Raw genomic sequence first — 16,847 nt, forward strand, 5'->3', positions numbered from 1 at the left:
GTTCTTTTTTGTCTGCGATTTAGTGCAGCACTTTCAGTCTCATCCCAATAGCTTTTCTCGCGGGCTTTGCGGATGATCGACCAGATTTTACTTCTCCTTTTCATCATATCTTCCAGGAAGAACTGACCATGGCGACCAACGCAAAACCTGTATATCAACGTATCCTGCTAAAACTGAGTGGCGAAGCACTGCAAGGTGCCGAAGGTTTTGGCATCGACGCGAGCGTGCTTGACCGCATGGCGCAAGAGGTGAAAGAGCTGGTTGAGCTGGGCATTCAGGTGGGTGTGGTTATTGGTGGCGGTAACCTGTTCCGCGGCGCAGGACTGGCCCAGGCGGGCATGAACCGTGTGGTCGGCGACCATATGGGCATGCTGGCAACAGTGATGAATGGCCTGGCAATGCGTGACGCGCTGCACCGTGCGTATGTCAATGCGCGCTTGATGTCAGCGATTCCGCTGAACGGCGTGTGTGATAACTACAGCTGGGCAGAAGCGATCAGCCTGCTGCGTAATAACCGCGTCGTGATCTTCGCGGCCGGTACCGGCAACCCGTTCTTTACCACTGACTCTGCAGCCTGCCTGCGCGGCATCGAAATCGAAGCCGACGTGGTACTGAAAGCCACCAAAGTAGACGGCGTCTACTCTGAAGATCCGGTGAAAAACCCGGATGCCACGCTGTATGACCAACTGAGCTATGCAGAAGTGTTGGATAAAGAGCTTAAAGTAATGGATCTCGCCGCCTTTACGCTGGCGCGTGACCACAAGCTGCCTATCCGCGTCTTCAACATGAACAAGCCTGGCGCATTGCGTCGCGTCGTGATGGGTGAAAAAGAAGGCACCCTGATTACGCATTAATACCCGACGCACGTTAAAATAAGGTATATTCTTTTGCCGCGATGCTCTGACATCGTGCAGCAATTAGGATGATCGATGTTTATCGATACCGCTTCCGGTTAGCCCGGAAATGGCCAGGTCAACCGAATTCAAGGGTTTCAACGTGATTAACGACATTAAAAAAGATGCAGACACGCGCATGGAAAAATGTGTGGATGCATTTAAAAACAACATCAGCAAAATCCGCACCGGTCGTGCTTCGCCTTCACTGCTCGACGGCATTGTGGTTCCTTATTACGGTACACCAACGCCGCTGCGCCAGCTGGCTAGCGTGACGGTTGAGGATTCACGTACGTTGAAAATCAACGTATTTGATCGCTCGCTGAGCGCTGCGGTTGAGAAAGCGATTATGACGTCTGATTTGGGTCTGAACCCAAGCTCAGCCGGTAGCGATATTCGTGTGCCGCTGCCAGCGCTGACCGAAGAGCGTCGTAAAGACCTGATCAAGATCGTACGTGGCGAAGCAGAGCAGGGCCGTGTTTCCGTGCGTAACGTCCGCCGTGACGCCAACGATAAGATCAAAGCGCTGCTGAAAGACAAAGAGATCAGCGAAGACGACGAACGTCGTACGCAGGACGAGATCCAGAAAATGACCGATGCGCACATCAAGAGTGTTGATGCCGCATTGGCCGATAAAGAAAAGGAACTGATGGACTTCTAATTCCATCAACTGCTTTTCAAAACGCCGTTCAGAGACGTGTTCGACTCTGGCGGCGTTTTACATTGTGTTCGGCGCTGTTGCGGACACTCTCCACGACTTCACAGGGATAGCATGATGAAGCGATTAACTCTGCTGGGATCGACCGGCTCCATTGGTACCAGCACGCTGGCGGTGATTGCCGCAAATCCTGAACTTTATCAGGTGACCGCGCTGGTGGCTGGCCAGAATGTGGCGTTGATGGCTGAACAATGCCTGCAATTCCAACCGCGCTATGCCGCGATGTCCGACGAGACTTCCGCACAAGCGTTGCGTGAGCGACTGAAAGCACTCAACGTTAATACCGAAGTGCTCTCCGGCGTTCAGGCAGCCTGCGAATTGGCCGCGCTGGATGACGTGGATCAGGTGATGGCGGCGATTGTTGGCGCCTCAGGTTTACAGCCCACCATGGCGGCGATTCGCGCCGGTAAAACCGTGCTGCTGGCCAACAAAGAGTCGCTTGTCACATGCGGCCGTCTGTTTATGGAGGCGGTACGCCAACATCAGGTGCAATTGCTGCCGGTCGATAGCGAGCACAACGCCATTTTTCAGAGTTTACCCGCTTCCATACAGCATCAGTTGGGGTACGCTGATCTGCGGGGAAACGGCATCGAGTCGATTCTCCTTACGGGATCGGGTGGTCCTTTTCGTGACACGCCATTAGCGGATTTAGCCGGTATGTCGCCGGATCAGGCTTGTGCGCATCCGAACTGGTCAATGGGGCGTAAAATCTCCGTTGACTCGGCCACCATGATGAATAAAGGTCTTGAATACATTGAAGCCCGCTGGCTGTTTAATGCGACTGACGCGCAGATGGAGGTGATCCTGCATCCGCAGTCGGTTATCCATTCGATGGTGCGTTATTGCGACGGCAGCGTGCTGGCGCAACTGGGCTCTCCGGATATGCGGACGCCTATTGCGCACAGCATGGCATGGCCAGCACGTATTTCTGCGGGCGTAACGCCGCTCGACTTCACGCGCATGAAGTCGTTGACGTTTTCCGAGCCGGACTACGAGCGCTATCCTTGCCTGAAGCTTGCGATTGATGCCTGTGCCACAGGTCAGGCCGCGACGACATCGCTGAATGCAGCGAATGAAGTGGCGGTGGCAGCTTTTCTGCAGCACCAGATTCGCTTTACCGATATCGCCGCCATCAACAGCGAAGTGCTGGCGTCCCTGAGTTGTCAGGAGCCGGGCAGCATTGACGAGGTGATGGAGATCGATCGGTTAGCGCGCGTGCGTGCCAATGAATTGTTACCGCGCTTTCGTTTAGCAGGTTGATAGTTCCCGCTATTTGTTCGCTCTGGGTGAAAATGGTATAGTCGCTCGCTCGCGTTTCACAGCCGACATTGTTTCGATGTCATCTGGCGTGTTTGCCGGAGTTTGCTGCAGGCGCAATGTATTCAGAAACCACAGCATTTCTGATGAAAGGAATTATTACGCGTTATGTCGTCCAACAATCACAACACAATCGATGACGAGTCGTACTGTACGCCACGTCACGTGGCCATCATTATGGATGGTAATGGTCGCTGGGCAAAAAATCAGGGCAAACTGCGTATTTCAGGCCACAAAGCCGGGGTAAAATCAGTACGCCGGGCTGTCAGCTTTGCGGTTAGCCATAAACTGGAAGCGCTCACGCTTTATGCGTTCAGCAGTGAAAACTGGAGCCGTCCGATTCAGGAAGTGACAGCGTTAATGGAGTTGTTTGTCTGGGCGCTCGACAGTGAAGTTAAAAGCCTGCACAAACACAATGTGCGTCTGCGCATTATTGGCGATATCAGTCGTTTCAATAACCGAATTCAGGAACGCATTCGCCGCGCCGAGGAACTGACTCAGCAAAATAATGGACTGACCCTAAACATTGCTGCCAACTATGGCGGTCGTTGGGATATTATCCAGGGTGCCAGAAAATTGGCCGAACAGGTTCAGGAAGGTTTACTGCGTCCTGACCAGATTACCGAAGAAAGCCTGGCTCCGTATCTGTGTATGCAGGAGCTGGCGCCAGTGGATTTAGTGATAAGGACCGGGGGAGAGCATCGGATTAGCAACTTCCTGCTGTGGCAAATCGCCTATGCTGAGTTTTGGTTTACCGATGTTCTTTGGCCTGATTTTGATGAAAACGTTTTTGAAGGTGCACTGAATGCATTCTCTACGCGGGAGCGACGCTATGGCGGTACTGCACCAGGCGGCGCCTAAGCAATTTGGGGGTAACCTTTGCTGAAGTCTCGTCTGATTACCGCGTTAATTTTGATTCCGCTGGTGATCGCTGCACTGTTCTGGTTACCCCTGTCCGGTTTTGCGATTATCACTATCATCATTTGCATGCTTGCCGCCTGGGAATGGGGGCAGTTTGCCGGCATGAAAACGCGTCAGCAACGTATCTGGCTGGCCGTGCTTTGCGGCCTTTTGCTGTCCGCGATGCTCTTTACCCTTGAACCCTATCAACGCAATCTGCACCAATTCCAGATGGAAGGCTCGCTCTGGGCATCGCTGTTGTGGTGGATTGTCGCGCTCATCTTAGTACTGTTCTATCCCGCTTCTGCCGCGTTGTGGCGTCACTCACGTACGCTGCGCCTGCTGTTTGGCGTGCTCACCTTGATTCCGTTCTTCTGGGGCATGATGGCGCTGCGTCAGTATCATTATGATACTGACCATTTCGCCGGCGCATGGTGGCTGCTGTTCGTAATGTTCCTTGTCTGGGGCGCAGATTCCGGTGCTTACATGTTTGGTCGCCTGTTTGGCAAACACAAGCTGGCACCGAAAGTCTCTCCGGGTAAAACCTGGGAAGGTTTCTTCGGTGGGCTATTGTCATCTGCCATCATCGCCTGGCTGTTTGCTCTGCTGGCACCGCTTTCGGTGGCGCCGGGCACGCTCATTATCTGTGCGGTGATTGCGACGCTGGCATCGGTATTGGGCGACCTGACAGAAAGTATGTTCAAGCGTGAAGCGGGCATTAAAGACAGCGGTAACTTGATTCCGGGGCACGGTGGTATTCTCGATCGTATTGATAGCCTGACTGCTGCGGTGCCGGTGTTTGCCTGCCTGCTGCTGTTGGTGTTTCGCACCCTCTGAGGATAGCTGGCGATGTTGAGTATACTCTGGAGTTTTGCCGCCTTTATCGTGGCCCTTGGCGTGCTAATTACCGTGCACGAGTTTGGCCATTTCTGGGTGGCGCGCCGCTGCGGTGTTAAAGTTGAACGTTTCTCGATTGGCTTTGGTAAAGCGCTGTGGCGTCGCAGCGATCGTCAGGGCACCGAATATGTCATCGCGCTGATCCCTCTTGGCGGCTACGTCAAAATGCTCGACGAACGCGTTGAAAGCGTTCCCGCCGAGCTGCGTCATCAAGCCTTCAACAATAAAACCGTGCTGCAGCGTGCTTCGATTATCGCAGCCGGTCCTATCGCCAACTTCATCTTCGCCATCTTTGCTTACTGGGTAGTGTTTATTCACGGCGTGCCAGGTGTGCGTCCTGTGGTTGGTGAAATTCTGAACGGTTCCGTCGCTGCCGAAGCGCAAATTACTTCCGGCATGGAACTTAAAGCGGTAGATGGTATCGAAACGCCTGATTGGGATGCTGTGCGTATGGCGCTGATCGGTAAAATCGGCGACAGCGATGCCACGCTTACCGTCTCGCAATTTGGCGAAGAAGCCACGCAGCAAAAGCAATTAAATTTGCGCGATTGGCAATTTGAGCCTGATAAACAGGATCCGGTGGTCGCTTTAGGTATTCGTCCACGTGGGCCGCAGATTGAAACGACCTTAGCCGAAGTTCAGGCAAACTCACCGGCAAGCAATGCTGGTTTGCAAGCGGGCGATAGGATCGTTAAAGTCGATGGTCAGCCATTGTCACAGTGGCAGGCTTTTGCGGCACAGGTGCGGGATAATCCGGATAAAAACATGGCGCTAGATATCGAGCGCAACGGCGAACCTGTGGCGTTGACGTTAACGCCGGAAGCGAAACCGGGCAATGAAGCGGAAGGCTTCGCGGGTGTCATCCCGCGTGTGATTCCGCTGCCTGATGAGTACAAAACGGTAAGGCAGTATGGACCTTTTGCGGCGATCGGCGAAGCCAGTGTAAAAACCTGGCAGTTGATGAAGCTAACAGTCTCCATGCTGGGCAAGTTGATAATCGGGGATGTGAAGCTGAATAACCTGAGCGGGCCGATTTCGATCGCGCAGGGTGCCGGGTTATCAGCAGAGTACGGGGTGATTTATTACCTGATGTTCCTGGCGCTGATCAGCGTCAACCTGGGCATCATTAACCTGTTCCCTCTGCCGGTTTTAGATGGTGGTCACCTGCTCTTTCTGGCGATCGAAAAGATCAAAGGTGGACCGGTGTCCGAGCGAGTTCAGGACTTTAGTTATCGCATTGGCTCAATCTTGCTAGTGCTGTTAATGGGGCTTGCACTTTTCAATGATTTCTCACGTCTGTAATAGCTGGAACGCATACAGGCGCGGGATGTGTTAGGAAAACGCATAACAACGATGGCGATGAAAAAGTTGCTCATAGCGTCGCTGCTGTTTAGCAGCGCCACCGTTTACGGTGCAGACGATTTCGTAGTGAAGGACATTCATTTCGAAGGTCTCCAGCGAGTCGCCGTCGGCGCGGCTCTGCTCAGCATGCCGGTACGTGTCGGTGATACGGTGAATGACGATGATGTCAGAAACACCATTCGCTCACTGTTCGCCACCGGTAACTTTGAAGATGTGCAGGTTCTGCGTGACGGTACAACCCTGATTGTTCAGGTGAAAGAGCGTCCAACCATTGCCAACATCACTTTCTCCGGCAACAAAGCGGTGAAAGAAGATCAGCTGAAACAGAACCTCGAAGCGTCTGGCGTGCGCGTTGGCGAAGCGCTGGACCGCACCACGCTCTCTTCAATCGAGAAGGGTCTGGAAGACTTCTACTACAGCGTCGGTAAATACACCGCCAGCGTCAAAGCGATTGCTACGCCGCTGCCGCGCAACCGTGTGGATCTGAAATTCGTCTTCCAGGAAGGCGTTTCAGCGCAGATCCAGCAGATCAACATCGTCGGTAATAAAGCATTTACCTCTGATGAACTGATCTCGCGCTTCTCACTGCGTGACGAAGTGCCATGGTGGAACGTGGTGGGCGATCGTAAATACCAGAAACAGAAGTTAGCGGGCGATCTCGAAACCCTGCGCAGCTTCTATCTGGATCGCGGTTATGCGCGTTTCAACATCGATTCCACGCAGGTGAGCCTGACGCCAGATAAGAAAGGCATCTACATCACCGTGAACATCAACGAAGGCGATCAGTACAAGATTGCCGGCGTGATCGTGAACGGCAGCATGGCGGGCCATTCTGCTGAAATCGAAAAGATGACCAGGATTCCAGCGGGTGAGCTGTATAACGGCACTAAAGTCACCCAGATGGAAGATGACATCAAGAAATTGCTGGGTCGCTACGGTTACGCCTATCCGCGCGTAATGACGCAGCCAGAAATCAACGATGCTGACAAAACCGTCAAGCTGCACATCAACGTGGATGCGGGCAACCGTTACTACGTGCGTAAAGTGCGCTTTGAAGGTAACGACACCTCAAAAGATTCCGTACTGCGCCGTGAAATGCGTCAGATGGAGGGTGCCTGGTTGGGCAGCGACCTCGTCGATCAGGGTAAAGAGCGTCTGAATCGTACCGGTTACTTCGAAACCGTGGATGTGGATACGCAACGTGTTCCGGGTGCGCCGGATCAGGTTGATGTGGTCTACAAGGTGAAAGAGCGTAACACCGGTACTTTCAACTTTGGTGTCGGTTACGGTACTGAAAGTGGCGTCAGCTTCCAGGTGGGCGTGACCCAGGAAAACTGGCTCGGCACCGGTAACACTGTTGGCATCAGCGGTACCAAAAACGATTACCAGACCTATGCTGAGTTCTCACTGACCGACCCATACTTCACGGTCGACGGCGTGAGCCTTGGCGGTCGTTTGTTCTATAACGACTTTAAAGCTGATAACGCCGATCTGTCTGACTATACCAACAAAAGTTATGGTCTCGACGGTACGCTGGGCTTCCCGGTCAATGAAAATAATACGCTGCGTGTTGGTTTAGGTTATGTGCATAACGACCTGTCCAACATGCGTCCTCAGGTTGCGATGTGGCGTTATCTGGATTCGGTCGGTCGCCATCAGGGCTTGAACGATGATGGTGATTTCTCTGCAGATGATTTCACCTTCAACTACGGTTGGACCTATAACACTTTAGACCGCGGCTTCTTCCCTACGCGCGGTAACCGTACCAACCTGAACGGTAAAGTGACGATTCCAGGCTCTGATAATGCGTTCTATAAAGCGACATTGGATAGCCAGCAATATGTGCCGCTGAACCGCGATGGTACGTGGGTGGTGTTAGGCCGTGGCCGTGTAGGATATGGTGACGGACTTAATGGAAAAGAGATGCCGTTCTATGAGAACTTCTACGGCGGTGGCTCGAGCACGGTTCGTGGCTTCCAGTCCAACACCATTGGTCCTAAAGCTGCGTACCTGAACGATGGCTCGTCAAACTGTAAGATCTCTGATCCAAACGGCGTCTGTAAGTCGGACGATGCGGTTGGTGGTAACGCCATGGCGATTGCCAGCCTGGAGCTGATTACACCAACGCCGTTCCTGAGCGAGAAGTATGCGAATTCCGTGCGTACCTCGGTGTTTATGGATGCCGGTACCGTTTGGGATACCAAATGGCAGAACACTGCAGAAACACGCGCGGCGGGTGTGCCAGATTACAGCGATCCTAATAACATTCGCGTCTCTGCCGGTGTGGCACTGCAGTGGATGTCACCGTTAGGACCGCTGGTCTTCTCATACGCCCAGCCGATGAAGAAAGTCGAGGGAGACAAGTCAGAGCAATTCCAGTTTAACATTGGTAAAACCTGGTAAGGCTCTGAGCAGGGAAGTGAAAATACCGTCTTGCACGCGTGCTGCCTGATAATGCGGCACGCTGCAAAAACACACGTTGAGGTAAGGAGTTTATAGTGAAAAAGTTGTTCTGTGCTGCTGCTCTGGGTGTTGCATTAGCTGCTTCTGCGGGTGCCCAAGCGGCTGATAAAGTTGCCGTCGTAAACCTGAGCCAGGTTTTCCAGCAGTCTCCGCAGCGTGCCGCTGTTGCTAAACAGCTTGAAGGTGAATTCCAGAGCCGCGCCTCTGACCTCCAGTCTCAGCAGCAGAAGATCCAGCAAGAAATTCAGGATCTGCAGCGTAATGCATCGACCATGAAAGCGAGCGACCGCACCAAGAAAGAGAAGCAAATCTCTTCTGAGCGTGCTGCCTTTGAACAAAAAGCACAGGCTTTTGACAAAGACAACCAAACTCGTCAGATGCAGGAGCGTAACAAGCTGCTGGCTAAAATCCAGACCGCTGTTCAGTCTGTAGCGAAAAGCGAAGGTTACGATCTGGTTCTGGACTCTCAGGCCGTGCTGTACTCTTCTTCTGATGCTAAAGACATCACTGCTGACGTTGTAAAACAGGTTAAATAATTGATGTCATCAATTCGACTGGCTGATTTAGCCCAGCAGTTGGATGCAGAATTGCACGGAGATGGCGATATCGTCATCTCCGGCATTGCTTCTATGCAATCCGCCACAACTGGCCAAATCACTTTTCTTGCAAACAGCCGCTACCGCGAGCAGCTCGCTACTATCCAGGCTTCAGCCGTGGTGCTGACGGAAGCGGATCTGGAGTGGTGTAAAACGGCCGCCCTGGTGGTGAAAAATCCTTACCTGACTTATGCCCGCATGGCACAACTGCTGGACACCACGCCGCAGCCCGCGCAGAATATCGCGCCCAGCGCGGTGATCGATGTAACGGCTAAGCTGGGTAACAACGTTTCGGTAGGCGCAAATGCGGTGATCGAGTCTGGCGTAGAGCTGGGTGACGACGTCGTTATTGGCGCAGGATGTTTTGTTGGTAAGCAGACGCGTATCGGTCGCGGCTCACGTTTGTGGGCTAATGTCACGATTTATCACGAAATTCAGATTGGTCAGGATTGTCTGATTCAGTCCGGCACCGTCATTGGTGCTGATGGTTTCGGGTATGCTAACGATCGCGGCAATTGGGTGAAAATCCCGCAGCTGGGTACCGTCGTGATTGGTGATCGGGTTGAAATTGGTGCCTGTACTACCATCGATCGCGGCGCGCTGGATAACACTCTGATCGGCAATGGTGTTATCATAGATAACCAGTGTCAGATTGCGCACAACGTCGTGATTGGTGATAACACCGCTGTTGCGGGTGGTGTGATCATGGCGGGTAGTCTGAAGATTGGACGTTACTGTATGATTGGCGGCGCCAGCGTCATTAACGGCCATATGGAAATCTGTGACAAAGTGACCGTAACGGGCATGGGCATGGTAATGCGCCCGATCACAGAGCCAGGCGTATATTCGTCGGGTATTCCACTGCAACCCAACAAAACCTGGCGTAAAACAGCAGCGCTGGTGATGAACATCGATGAAATAAGCAAACGCTTAAAAGCCATCGAACGTAAGGTCGGTAAAGACGACTAAACGCATCCCACGCTACTTGCTTTCATAACAAGAAGTGTACTTTCTTCCACCTTCGGTAACCCGAGAATGGCAGCAGGTATCGTAAGAAAGCGAAACGCCCCGAACTAATTTGCGGCCTGCGGAAGATCATTTTGATCGGTGCAGGCCGTGTTATTGATGCCATCAGATTTTTAGGACAGGAAGAGTATTTTGACTACTGAAACGCATACTCTGAAAATTGAAGAGATTTTAGAACTGCTGCCACACCGCTATCCTTTCTTGCTGGTTGATCGCGTGCTGGATTTTGAAGAGCATAAATATCTGCGCGCGGTGAAGAACGTTTCTGTTAACGAACCGTTTTTCCAGGGACATTTCCCTGGTAAGCCGATTTTCCCAGGCGTTCTGATCCTGGAAGCGATGGCGCAAGCGACCGGTATTCTGGCGTTCAAAAGCGTTGGGAAACTGGAACCAGGCGAACTCTATTACTTCGCTGGTATCGATGAAGCCCGTTTCAAACGTCCGGTTGTGCCGGGCGATCAGATGATCATGGAAGTGACCTTCGAGAAAACCCGTCGTGGTCTGACGCGCTTTAAAGGCGTGGCGACCGTGGACGGCAAAATTGTCTGTGAAGCGACCATGATGTGTGCCCGTAGCCGGGAGGCATAATAAGTGATTGATTCAACCGCCAATATCCATCCCAGTTCTGTCATTGAAGAGGGTGCCGTCATCGGCGCCAATGTTCACATCGGCCCGTTTTGCTTTATCGGCGCTAATGTGGAAATTGGTGAAGGAACCGTACTCAAATCGCACGTGGTGGTGAACGGCCACACGCGTATAGGCAAAGACAATCAGATCTACCAGTTCGCTTCCATCGGTGAAGTGAATCAGGACCTGAAATATGCGGGCGAACCGACGCGCGTTGAAATTGGCGATCGCAACCGCATCCGCGAGAGCGTCACCATTCATCGTGGCACCACGCAGGGCGGCAATGTGACCAAGGTCGGCAGCGATAACCTGCTGATGGTGAATGCTCACATTGCGCATGACTGCGTGATCGGCAATCGCTGCATCTTTGCTAACAATGCCACGCTGGGCGGTCACGTCACCGTTGATGATTTTGCGATTATCGGCGGCATGACGGCGGTACATCAGTGGTGCACCATTGGTGCTCACGTGATGGTTGGCGGTTGTTCAGGCGTCGCGCAGGATGTGCCGCCATATGTTATTGCGCAGGGCAACCACGCAACGCCATACGGTATCAACATCGAAGGTCTGAAGCGTCGCGGCTTTAGCAAAGAAGCGCTGCATGCCATTCGCAACGCGTACAAACTGCTGTACCGCAGCGGCAAAACGCTGGATGAAGTGAAACCAGAGATTGAAGAGCTGGCGAAACAACACAGTGAAGTGCAGCCTTTCTATGACTTCTTTGCCCGTTCAACGCGTGGATTGATTCGTTAATCCATGTCAGCGCGTCCCCTAACGATTGCCCTGGTCGCCGGAGAAACCTCCGGCGATATTCTTGGTGCAGGTCTCATCCGTGCGTTAAAAGCGCGCCATCCTGATGCGCGCTTTGTTGGCGTGGCCGGTCCGCTGATGCAGGCCGAAGGCTGCGAAGCCTGGTATGAGATGGAAGAGCTGGCGGTGATGGGCATCGTCGAAGTGCTGGGACGCCTGCGGCGTCTGCTGAAAATTCGTCGTGACCTGACGCAGCGCTTCACCGAACTCAAGCCGGATGTGTTCGTGGGCATTGATGCGCCGGATTTCAACATCACGTTGGAAGGCCGTCTCAAGCGCGCGGGTATTCGCACTATTCATTACGTCAGCCCTTCCGTTTGGGCATGGCGTCAAAAGCGCGTTTTCAAAATCGGCCGCAACACCAATCTGGTGCTGGCATTCCTGCCGTTTGAAAAAGCGTTTTACGATCGCTTTAACGTGCCGTGCCGCTTTATCGGCCACACCATGGCTGATGCGATGCCGCTGCAGCCCGATAAGCTGGCGGCGCGCCGCGAGTTAGGCATTGCTGACGAGGCGATTTGCCTTGGCTTGTTGCCGGGCAGTCGCGGTGCCGAAGTGGAAATGCTCAGCGCCGATTTCCTGCGCGCCGCGCAGCTGCTGCGTCAGCGCTATCCCACGCTGGAAATCGTGGTGCCGCTGGTGAACGCCAAACGCCGCGCGCAGTTTGAGCAGATCAAAGCGCAAGTTGCGCCAGAACTGCCGATGCATTTGCTGGATGGCAAAGGCCGTCAGGCGATGCTGGCCAGCGATGCCGCTATTCTTGCGTCTGGCACCGCCGCGCTGGAGTGCATGCTGGCGAAATGCCCGATGGTGGTCGGTTATCGCATGAAGCCGTCTACTTTTTGGCTGGCAAAACGTCTGGTAAAAACGCCGTACGTTTCCCTGCCAAATCTGCTGGCCGGTCGCGAGCTGGTGAAAGAGTTGCTGCAGGACGAATGCCAGCCCGACGCGCTCGCCGCGGCGCTGGAGCCGTTACTGCACGCTGGCCCGGAGCGCGAAGCGCTACTGAAAACCTTCACCGAACTGCATCAACAGATTCGCTGGAATGCCGATGAGCAGGCGGCGGATGCGGTACTGGAGATTATCAATGGCTGAATTTATCTATCCCAACGCGCAGCGGATTGCTGGCGTTGATGAAGTAGGGCGCGGCCCGCTGGTTGGCGCCGTGGTCACGGCGGCGGTGATCCTCGATCCCGCCAACCCGATTGCCGGACTGGCCGACTCGAAAAAGCTCTCCGAGAAGCGTCGTCTGGCGCTGTATGACGAGATCACAGAGAAGGCGCTGGCCTGGAGCCTTGGTCGTGCCGAGCCAGAGGAGATCGATCAGCTCAATATTCTGCACGCCACCATGCTGGCGATGCAGCGCGCGGTCGCGGGTTTGCACATTGCACCGGACTTCGTACTGATCGATGGCAACCGTTGCCCGGCGCTGCCGATGCCCTCGCAGGCGGTGGTGAAGGGTGATAGCCTGGTGCAAGCGATCAGTGCCGCCTCGATCATCGCCAAAGTCACGCGCGATCGTGAAATGGCCGAACTGGATCTGCTGTTCCCGCAATATGGCTTTGCGCAACACAAAGGCTATCCAACCGCGCTGCACATGGAAAAGCTGACGCAGCACGGCGCCACACCTCATCATCGTCGCAGCTTTGCGCCGGTGCGTAACGCCTTGATTGATGCCGATGTGCTGGCAGCCCGCCAGCCAACTACGCTTTAATAGCCTGACGCTGTTTTAACCGGAAACTGATATGGCTGAACCTCGTTTTATACATCTGCGCGTCCACAGTGATTACTCCATGGTTGATGGTCTGGCGAAAACCGGACCCTTAGTCAAGAAGGCGGCTGCGCTGGGCATGCCGGCGATTGCTATTACCGATTACATCAACCTGTGCGGGCTGGTGCGTTTTTACGGTAGCGCACACGGCGCGGGGATCAAGCCGATTATTGGTGCTGACTTCCAGGTTGCCAGCGAATTGATGGGCGATGAGCTGACACAGTTAACGCTGCTGGCGGCCAATAACACCGGTTATCAAAACCTGACCTTGCTGATTTCACGTGCATATCAGCGCGGTTACGGCATTGCGGGCCCAATCATCGATCGCGACTGGCTGCTGGAGCTGGGCGAAGGCCTGATTCTGCTGTCTGGCGGACGTCGCGGCGACGTGGGCCGCAGTCTGCTGCGCGGCAATAGCGCGATGGTAGCGCAGTGTTTGAGCTTTTATCAGGAACACTTCCCGAATCGTTATTACCTGGAATTGATGCGCACCGGTCGCGCCGATGAAGAAGCGTATCTGCATGCCGCCGTCGAGCTGGCGGTGGCCGAAGGCATTCCCGTCGTTGCCACCAACGAAGTGTGCTTCCTGAATGAAGAAGATTTTGATGCGCATGAAATCCGCGTCGCAATTCATGACGGCTATACGCTGGACGATCCCAAGCGTCCACGCAACTACAGTCCTCAGCAATATATGCGTAGTGAAGAGGAGATGTGCGAGCTGTTCTCGGACATTCCGGAAGCGCTGGAAAATAGCGTAGAGATTGCTAAGCGCTGTAACGTGACGGTGCGCCTCGGCGAATATTTCCTGCCGCAGTTCCCCACCGGTGACATGAGCACTGAAGACTTCCTCGTGGCGAAGTCACGTGAAGGCCTGGAAGAGCGTATGGAATTCCTCTTCCCGGATCCGGCGGTGCGCGCAGAAAAACGCGTGGAATATGATGAACGTCTGGAGATTGAACTCACTGTTATCAACCAGATGGGCTTCCCGGGCTACTTCCTGATCGTGATGGAGTTTATTCAGTGGTCGAAGGACAACGGCATTCCCGTCGGCCCAGGCCGCGGTTCGGGTGCCGGTTCATTGGTGGCGTATGCGCTGAAAATCACCGATATCGATCCGCTGGAGTTTGACCTGCTGTTCGAACGTTTCCTGAACCCGGAACGTGTGTCGATGCCTGACTTTGACGTTGACTTCTGCATGGAGAAGCGCGATCAGGTGATCGATCACGTGGCCGATATGTATGGACGCGATGCGGTATCGCAGATCATCACCTTCGGTACCATGGCGGCGAAAGCGGTCATCCGCGATGTGGGACGCGTACTCGGTCATCCGTACGGTTTTGTTGATCGTATCTCGAAACTGATCCCGCCGGATCCGGGCATGACGCTGGAGAAAGCCTTCCTGGCTGAACCGCAGCTACCGGAGATCTACGAGGCTGATGAAGAGGTGAAAGCGCTGATCGACATGGCGCGCAAACTGGAAGGTGTCACGCGTAACGCCGGTAAACACGCCGGTGGTGTGGTGATTTCGCCGACCAAAATCACCGATTTTGCGCCGCTGTACTGCGATGAAAACGGGCAATTCCCGGTTACCCAGTTTGATAAGAATGACGTGGAATATGCCGGGCTGGTGAAGTTTGACTTCCTTGGCCTGCGTACGCTTACCATCATCGACTGGGCGCTGAAGATGATTAACCCGCGCCGTGAAAAGCAGGGTTTGCCACCGATTGATATCGCCGCCATTCCGCTGGATGACAAGAAAAGCTTTGATATGCTGCAGCGCTCGGAAACCACGGCGGTGTTCCAGCTTGAATCGCGCGGCATGAAAGATCTGATCAAACGTCTGAAGCCTGACTGCTTCGAAGATATGATCGCACTGGTGGCGCTGTTCCGTCCGGGACCGCTGCAATCGGGCATGGTAGATAACTTCATTGACCGTAAGCACGGTCGCGAAGAGATCTCTTATCCGGATATTCAGTGGCAGCACGAAACCCTGAAGCCGGTGCTGGAGCCGACCTACGGCATCATTCTGTATCAGGAACAGGTGATGCAGATTGCGCAGGTGCTGTCTGGCTATACGCTGGGCGGCGCGGACATGCTGCGTCGTGCGATGGGTAAAAAGAAACCCGAAGAGATGGCGAAGCAGCGTTCGGTGTTCCGGGACGGTGCGGAGAAGATGGGCGTCGACGGTGAGCTGTCGATGAAAATCTTCGATCTGGTAGAAAAATTTGCCGGTTATGGCTTTAACAAGTCGCACTCCGCCGCTTACGCGCTGGTTTCTTATCAAACGCTGTGGCTGAAAGCGCACTATCCGGCAGAATTTATGGCGGCCGTAATGACCGCTGATATGGATAACACCGAGAAAGTGGTTGGCCTGGTCGACGAATGCTGGCGCATGGGCCTCAAAGTGCTGCCGCCAGACATCAACTCCGGTTTGTATCCGTTCCACGTCAATGACGAAGGCGAGATCGTTTACGGCATCGGCGCGATCAAAGGCGTGGGTGAGGGCCCGATCGAAGCGATCATTGATGCGCGTAATGAAGGCGGCTACTTCAAAGAGTTGTTTGATCTCTGTGCGCGCACCGACACCAAAAAGATCAACCGTCGCGTAATGGAAAAACTGATCATGTCGGGCGCATTCGATCGTCTCGGCCCGCATCGCGCGGCTTTGATGAGTGCACTCGGCGATGCATTAAAAGCGGCCGATCAGCATGCTAAAGCCGAAGCCATCGGCCAGGCCGATATGTTTGGCGTGCTGGCCGAAGAGCCAGAGCAGGTAGAGAAATCCTACGCCAGCATCACGCCGTGGCCGGAACAAATTCAACTGGATGGCGAACGAGAGACTTTGGGTCTCTATCTTACCGGACATCCGATTAACCAGTATTTGAAAGAAATTGAGCGTTACGTCGGCGGCATGCGGCTGAAAGACATGCATCCGACAGATCGTGGTAAAGTAACCGTCGCGGCGGGGCTGGTGATTGCCGCCCGTGTGATGGTCACTAAACGCGGCAACCGAATTGGTATTTGTACCATTGACGATCGTTCTGGTCGTCTTGAAGTGATGTTATTTACCGATGCGTTAGATAAATACCAGCAGTTGCTGGAGAAGGACCGTATCCTGATCGTCAGTGGACAGGTCAGCTTTGATGACTTTAGCGGTGGCCTTAAAATGACCGCTCGAGAAGTGATGGACATCGACGAAGCGCGGGAAAAATACGCGCGCGGACTTGCTATCTCGCTGACGGACAGGCAAATTGATGACCAGCTTTTAAACCGTCTCCGCCAGTCTCTGGAGCCTCATCGTTCCGGGACCATTCCGGTGCATCTCTACTATCAGAGAGCCGATGCGCGAGCGAAGCTACGCTTTGGTGCAGCGTGGCGTATTTCGCCCAGCGATCGTTTACTCAACGATTTGCGGTCGTTAGTAGGATCGGAGCAGGTGGAACTGGAGTTTGACTAAAACAGGAACA

Annotated in this window: 14 protein-coding genes; all 14 read left to right on the plus strand. The window is 53.9% G+C overall.

Annotated features, from left to right (window positions below):
• Positions 1-128 precede the first annotated feature (128 nt).
• The 14 genes from pyrH (at position 129) to dnaE (ending at position 16,837) form a co-directional block, all read left to right on the plus strand.
• Entirely contained in the window at positions 129-854 is a 726-nt protein-coding gene (gene pyrH / locus ACYAC5_RS03935; RefSeq protein WP_007893903.1) for a UMP kinase, read from the plus strand.
• Positions 855-996: 142 nt separating this feature from the next.
• On the plus strand, positions 997-1,554 hold the full coding sequence (frr, locus tag ACYAC5_RS03940) for a ribosome recycling factor (RefSeq protein WP_036649587.1): 558 nt from the start codon (positions 997-999) through the stop codon (positions 1,552-1,554).
• 114 nt (positions 1,555-1,668) lie between these two features.
• Complete coding sequence (gene ispC, locus ACYAC5_RS03945; RefSeq protein ID WP_192412747.1) at positions 1,669-2,871, plus strand: 1-deoxy-D-xylulose-5-phosphate reductoisomerase; 1,203 nt, start codon at positions 1,669-1,671, stop codon at positions 2,869-2,871.
• Positions 2,872-3,036: 165 nt separating this feature from the next.
• Complete coding sequence (gene ispU, locus ACYAC5_RS03950) at positions 3,037-3,789, plus strand: (2E,6E)-farnesyl-diphosphate-specific ditrans,polycis-undecaprenyl-diphosphate synthase (RefSeq protein WP_007893909.1); 753 nt, start codon at positions 3,037-3,039, stop codon at positions 3,787-3,789.
• Between the two features lie 18 nt (positions 3,790-3,807).
• Positions 3,808-4,665, plus strand: a complete 858-nt coding sequence (gene cdsA, locus ACYAC5_RS03955) for a phosphatidate cytidylyltransferase (protein WP_101762046.1) — start codon at positions 3,808-3,810, stop codon at positions 4,663-4,665.
• 12 nt (positions 4,666-4,677) lie between these two features.
• Entirely contained in the window at positions 4,678-6,027 is a 1,350-nt protein-coding gene (rseP, locus tag ACYAC5_RS03960) for a sigma E protease regulator RseP (protein WP_462062441.1), read from the plus strand.
• Positions 6,028-6,078: 51 nt separating this feature from the next.
• On the plus strand, positions 6,079-8,490 hold the full coding sequence (gene bamA / locus ACYAC5_RS03965; protein WP_137386845.1) for an outer membrane protein assembly factor BamA: 2,412 nt from the start codon (positions 6,079-6,081) through the stop codon (positions 8,488-8,490).
• A 95-nt stretch (positions 8,491-8,585) separates the two neighbouring features.
• Positions 8,586-9,086: an OmpH family outer membrane protein gene (locus ACYAC5_RS03970; RefSeq protein ID WP_007893920.1), complete on the plus strand. Its 501-nt coding sequence runs from the start codon at positions 8,586-8,588 to the stop codon at positions 9,084-9,086.
• 3 nt (positions 9,087-9,089) lie between these two features.
• Positions 9,090-10,115: a UDP-3-O-(3-hydroxymyristoyl)glucosamine N-acyltransferase gene (gene lpxD / locus ACYAC5_RS03975; RefSeq protein ID WP_137385193.1), complete on the plus strand. Its 1,026-nt coding sequence runs from the start codon at positions 9,090-9,092 to the stop codon at positions 10,113-10,115.
• A 189-nt stretch (positions 10,116-10,304) separates the two neighbouring features.
• Positions 10,305-10,760 (plus strand): 3-hydroxyacyl-ACP dehydratase FabZ, encoded by a 456-nt coding sequence (gene fabZ / locus ACYAC5_RS03980; RefSeq protein ID WP_007893924.1) that lies wholly within the window; start codon positions 10,305-10,307, stop codon positions 10,758-10,760.
• A 3-nt stretch (positions 10,761-10,763) separates the two neighbouring features.
• Positions 10,764-11,552, plus strand: coding sequence for an acyl-ACP--UDP-N-acetylglucosamine O-acyltransferase (gene lpxA, locus ACYAC5_RS03985; RefSeq protein ID WP_101762042.1), 789 nt, complete (start codon positions 10,764-10,766; stop codon positions 11,550-11,552).
• A gap of 3 nt (positions 11,553-11,555) precedes the next feature.
• Positions 11,556-12,704, plus strand: a complete 1,149-nt coding sequence (lpxB, locus tag ACYAC5_RS03990) for a lipid-A-disaccharide synthase (RefSeq protein WP_101762041.1) — start codon at positions 11,556-11,558, stop codon at positions 12,702-12,704.
• Positions 12,697-13,323 carry a ribonuclease HII gene (rnhB, locus tag ACYAC5_RS03995; protein WP_309835852.1) on the plus strand — a complete coding sequence of 209 codons (627 nt, stop codon included), beginning with the start codon at positions 12,697-12,699 and terminating at the stop codon, positions 13,321-13,323. Before lpxB ends, rnhB begins: the two co-directional genes overlap by 8 nt.
• Positions 13,324-13,354: 31 nt before the next feature.
• Positions 13,355-16,837, plus strand: coding sequence for a DNA polymerase III subunit alpha (gene dnaE, locus ACYAC5_RS04000; protein ID WP_101762039.1), 3,483 nt, complete (start codon positions 13,355-13,357; stop codon positions 16,835-16,837).
• The last annotated feature ends 10 nt before the right edge of the window (positions 16,838-16,847 follow it).

The sequence above is a fragment of the Pantoea sp. y20 genome, assembly GCF_054903455.1.

What these genes read in the sequence shown, in the direction of transcription:
- lpxD (WP_137385193.1), top strand. Translation starts at nt 9,090, where the DNA reads ATGTCATCAATTCGACTGGCTGATTTAGCCCAGCAGTTGGATGCAGAA.
- rseP (WP_462062441.1), top strand. Translation starts at nt 4,678, where the DNA reads ATGTTGAGTATACTCTGGAGTTTTGCCGCCTTTATCGTGGCCCTTGGC.
- ispU (WP_007893909.1), top strand. Translation starts at nt 3,037, where the DNA reads ATGTCGTCCAACAATCACAACACAATCGATGACGAGTCGTACTGTACG.
- bamA (WP_137386845.1), top strand. Translation starts at nt 6,079, where the DNA reads ATGGCGATGAAAAAGTTGCTCATAGCGTCGCTGCTGTTTAGCAGCGCC.
- dnaE (WP_101762039.1), top strand. Translation starts at nt 13,355, where the DNA reads ATGGCTGAACCTCGTTTTATACATCTGCGCGTCCACAGTGATTACTCC.
- pyrH (WP_007893903.1), top strand. Translation starts at nt 129, where the DNA reads ATGGCGACCAACGCAAAACCTGTATATCAACGTATCCTGCTAAAACTG.
- rnhB (WP_309835852.1), top strand. Translation starts at nt 12,697, where the DNA reads ATGGCTGAATTTATCTATCCCAACGCGCAGCGGATTGCTGGCGTTGAT.
- ispC (WP_192412747.1), top strand. Translation starts at nt 1,669, where the DNA reads ATGAAGCGATTAACTCTGCTGGGATCGACCGGCTCCATTGGTACCAGC.
- lpxB (WP_101762041.1), top strand. Translation starts at nt 11,556, where the DNA reads ATGTCAGCGCGTCCCCTAACGATTGCCCTGGTCGCCGGAGAAACCTCC.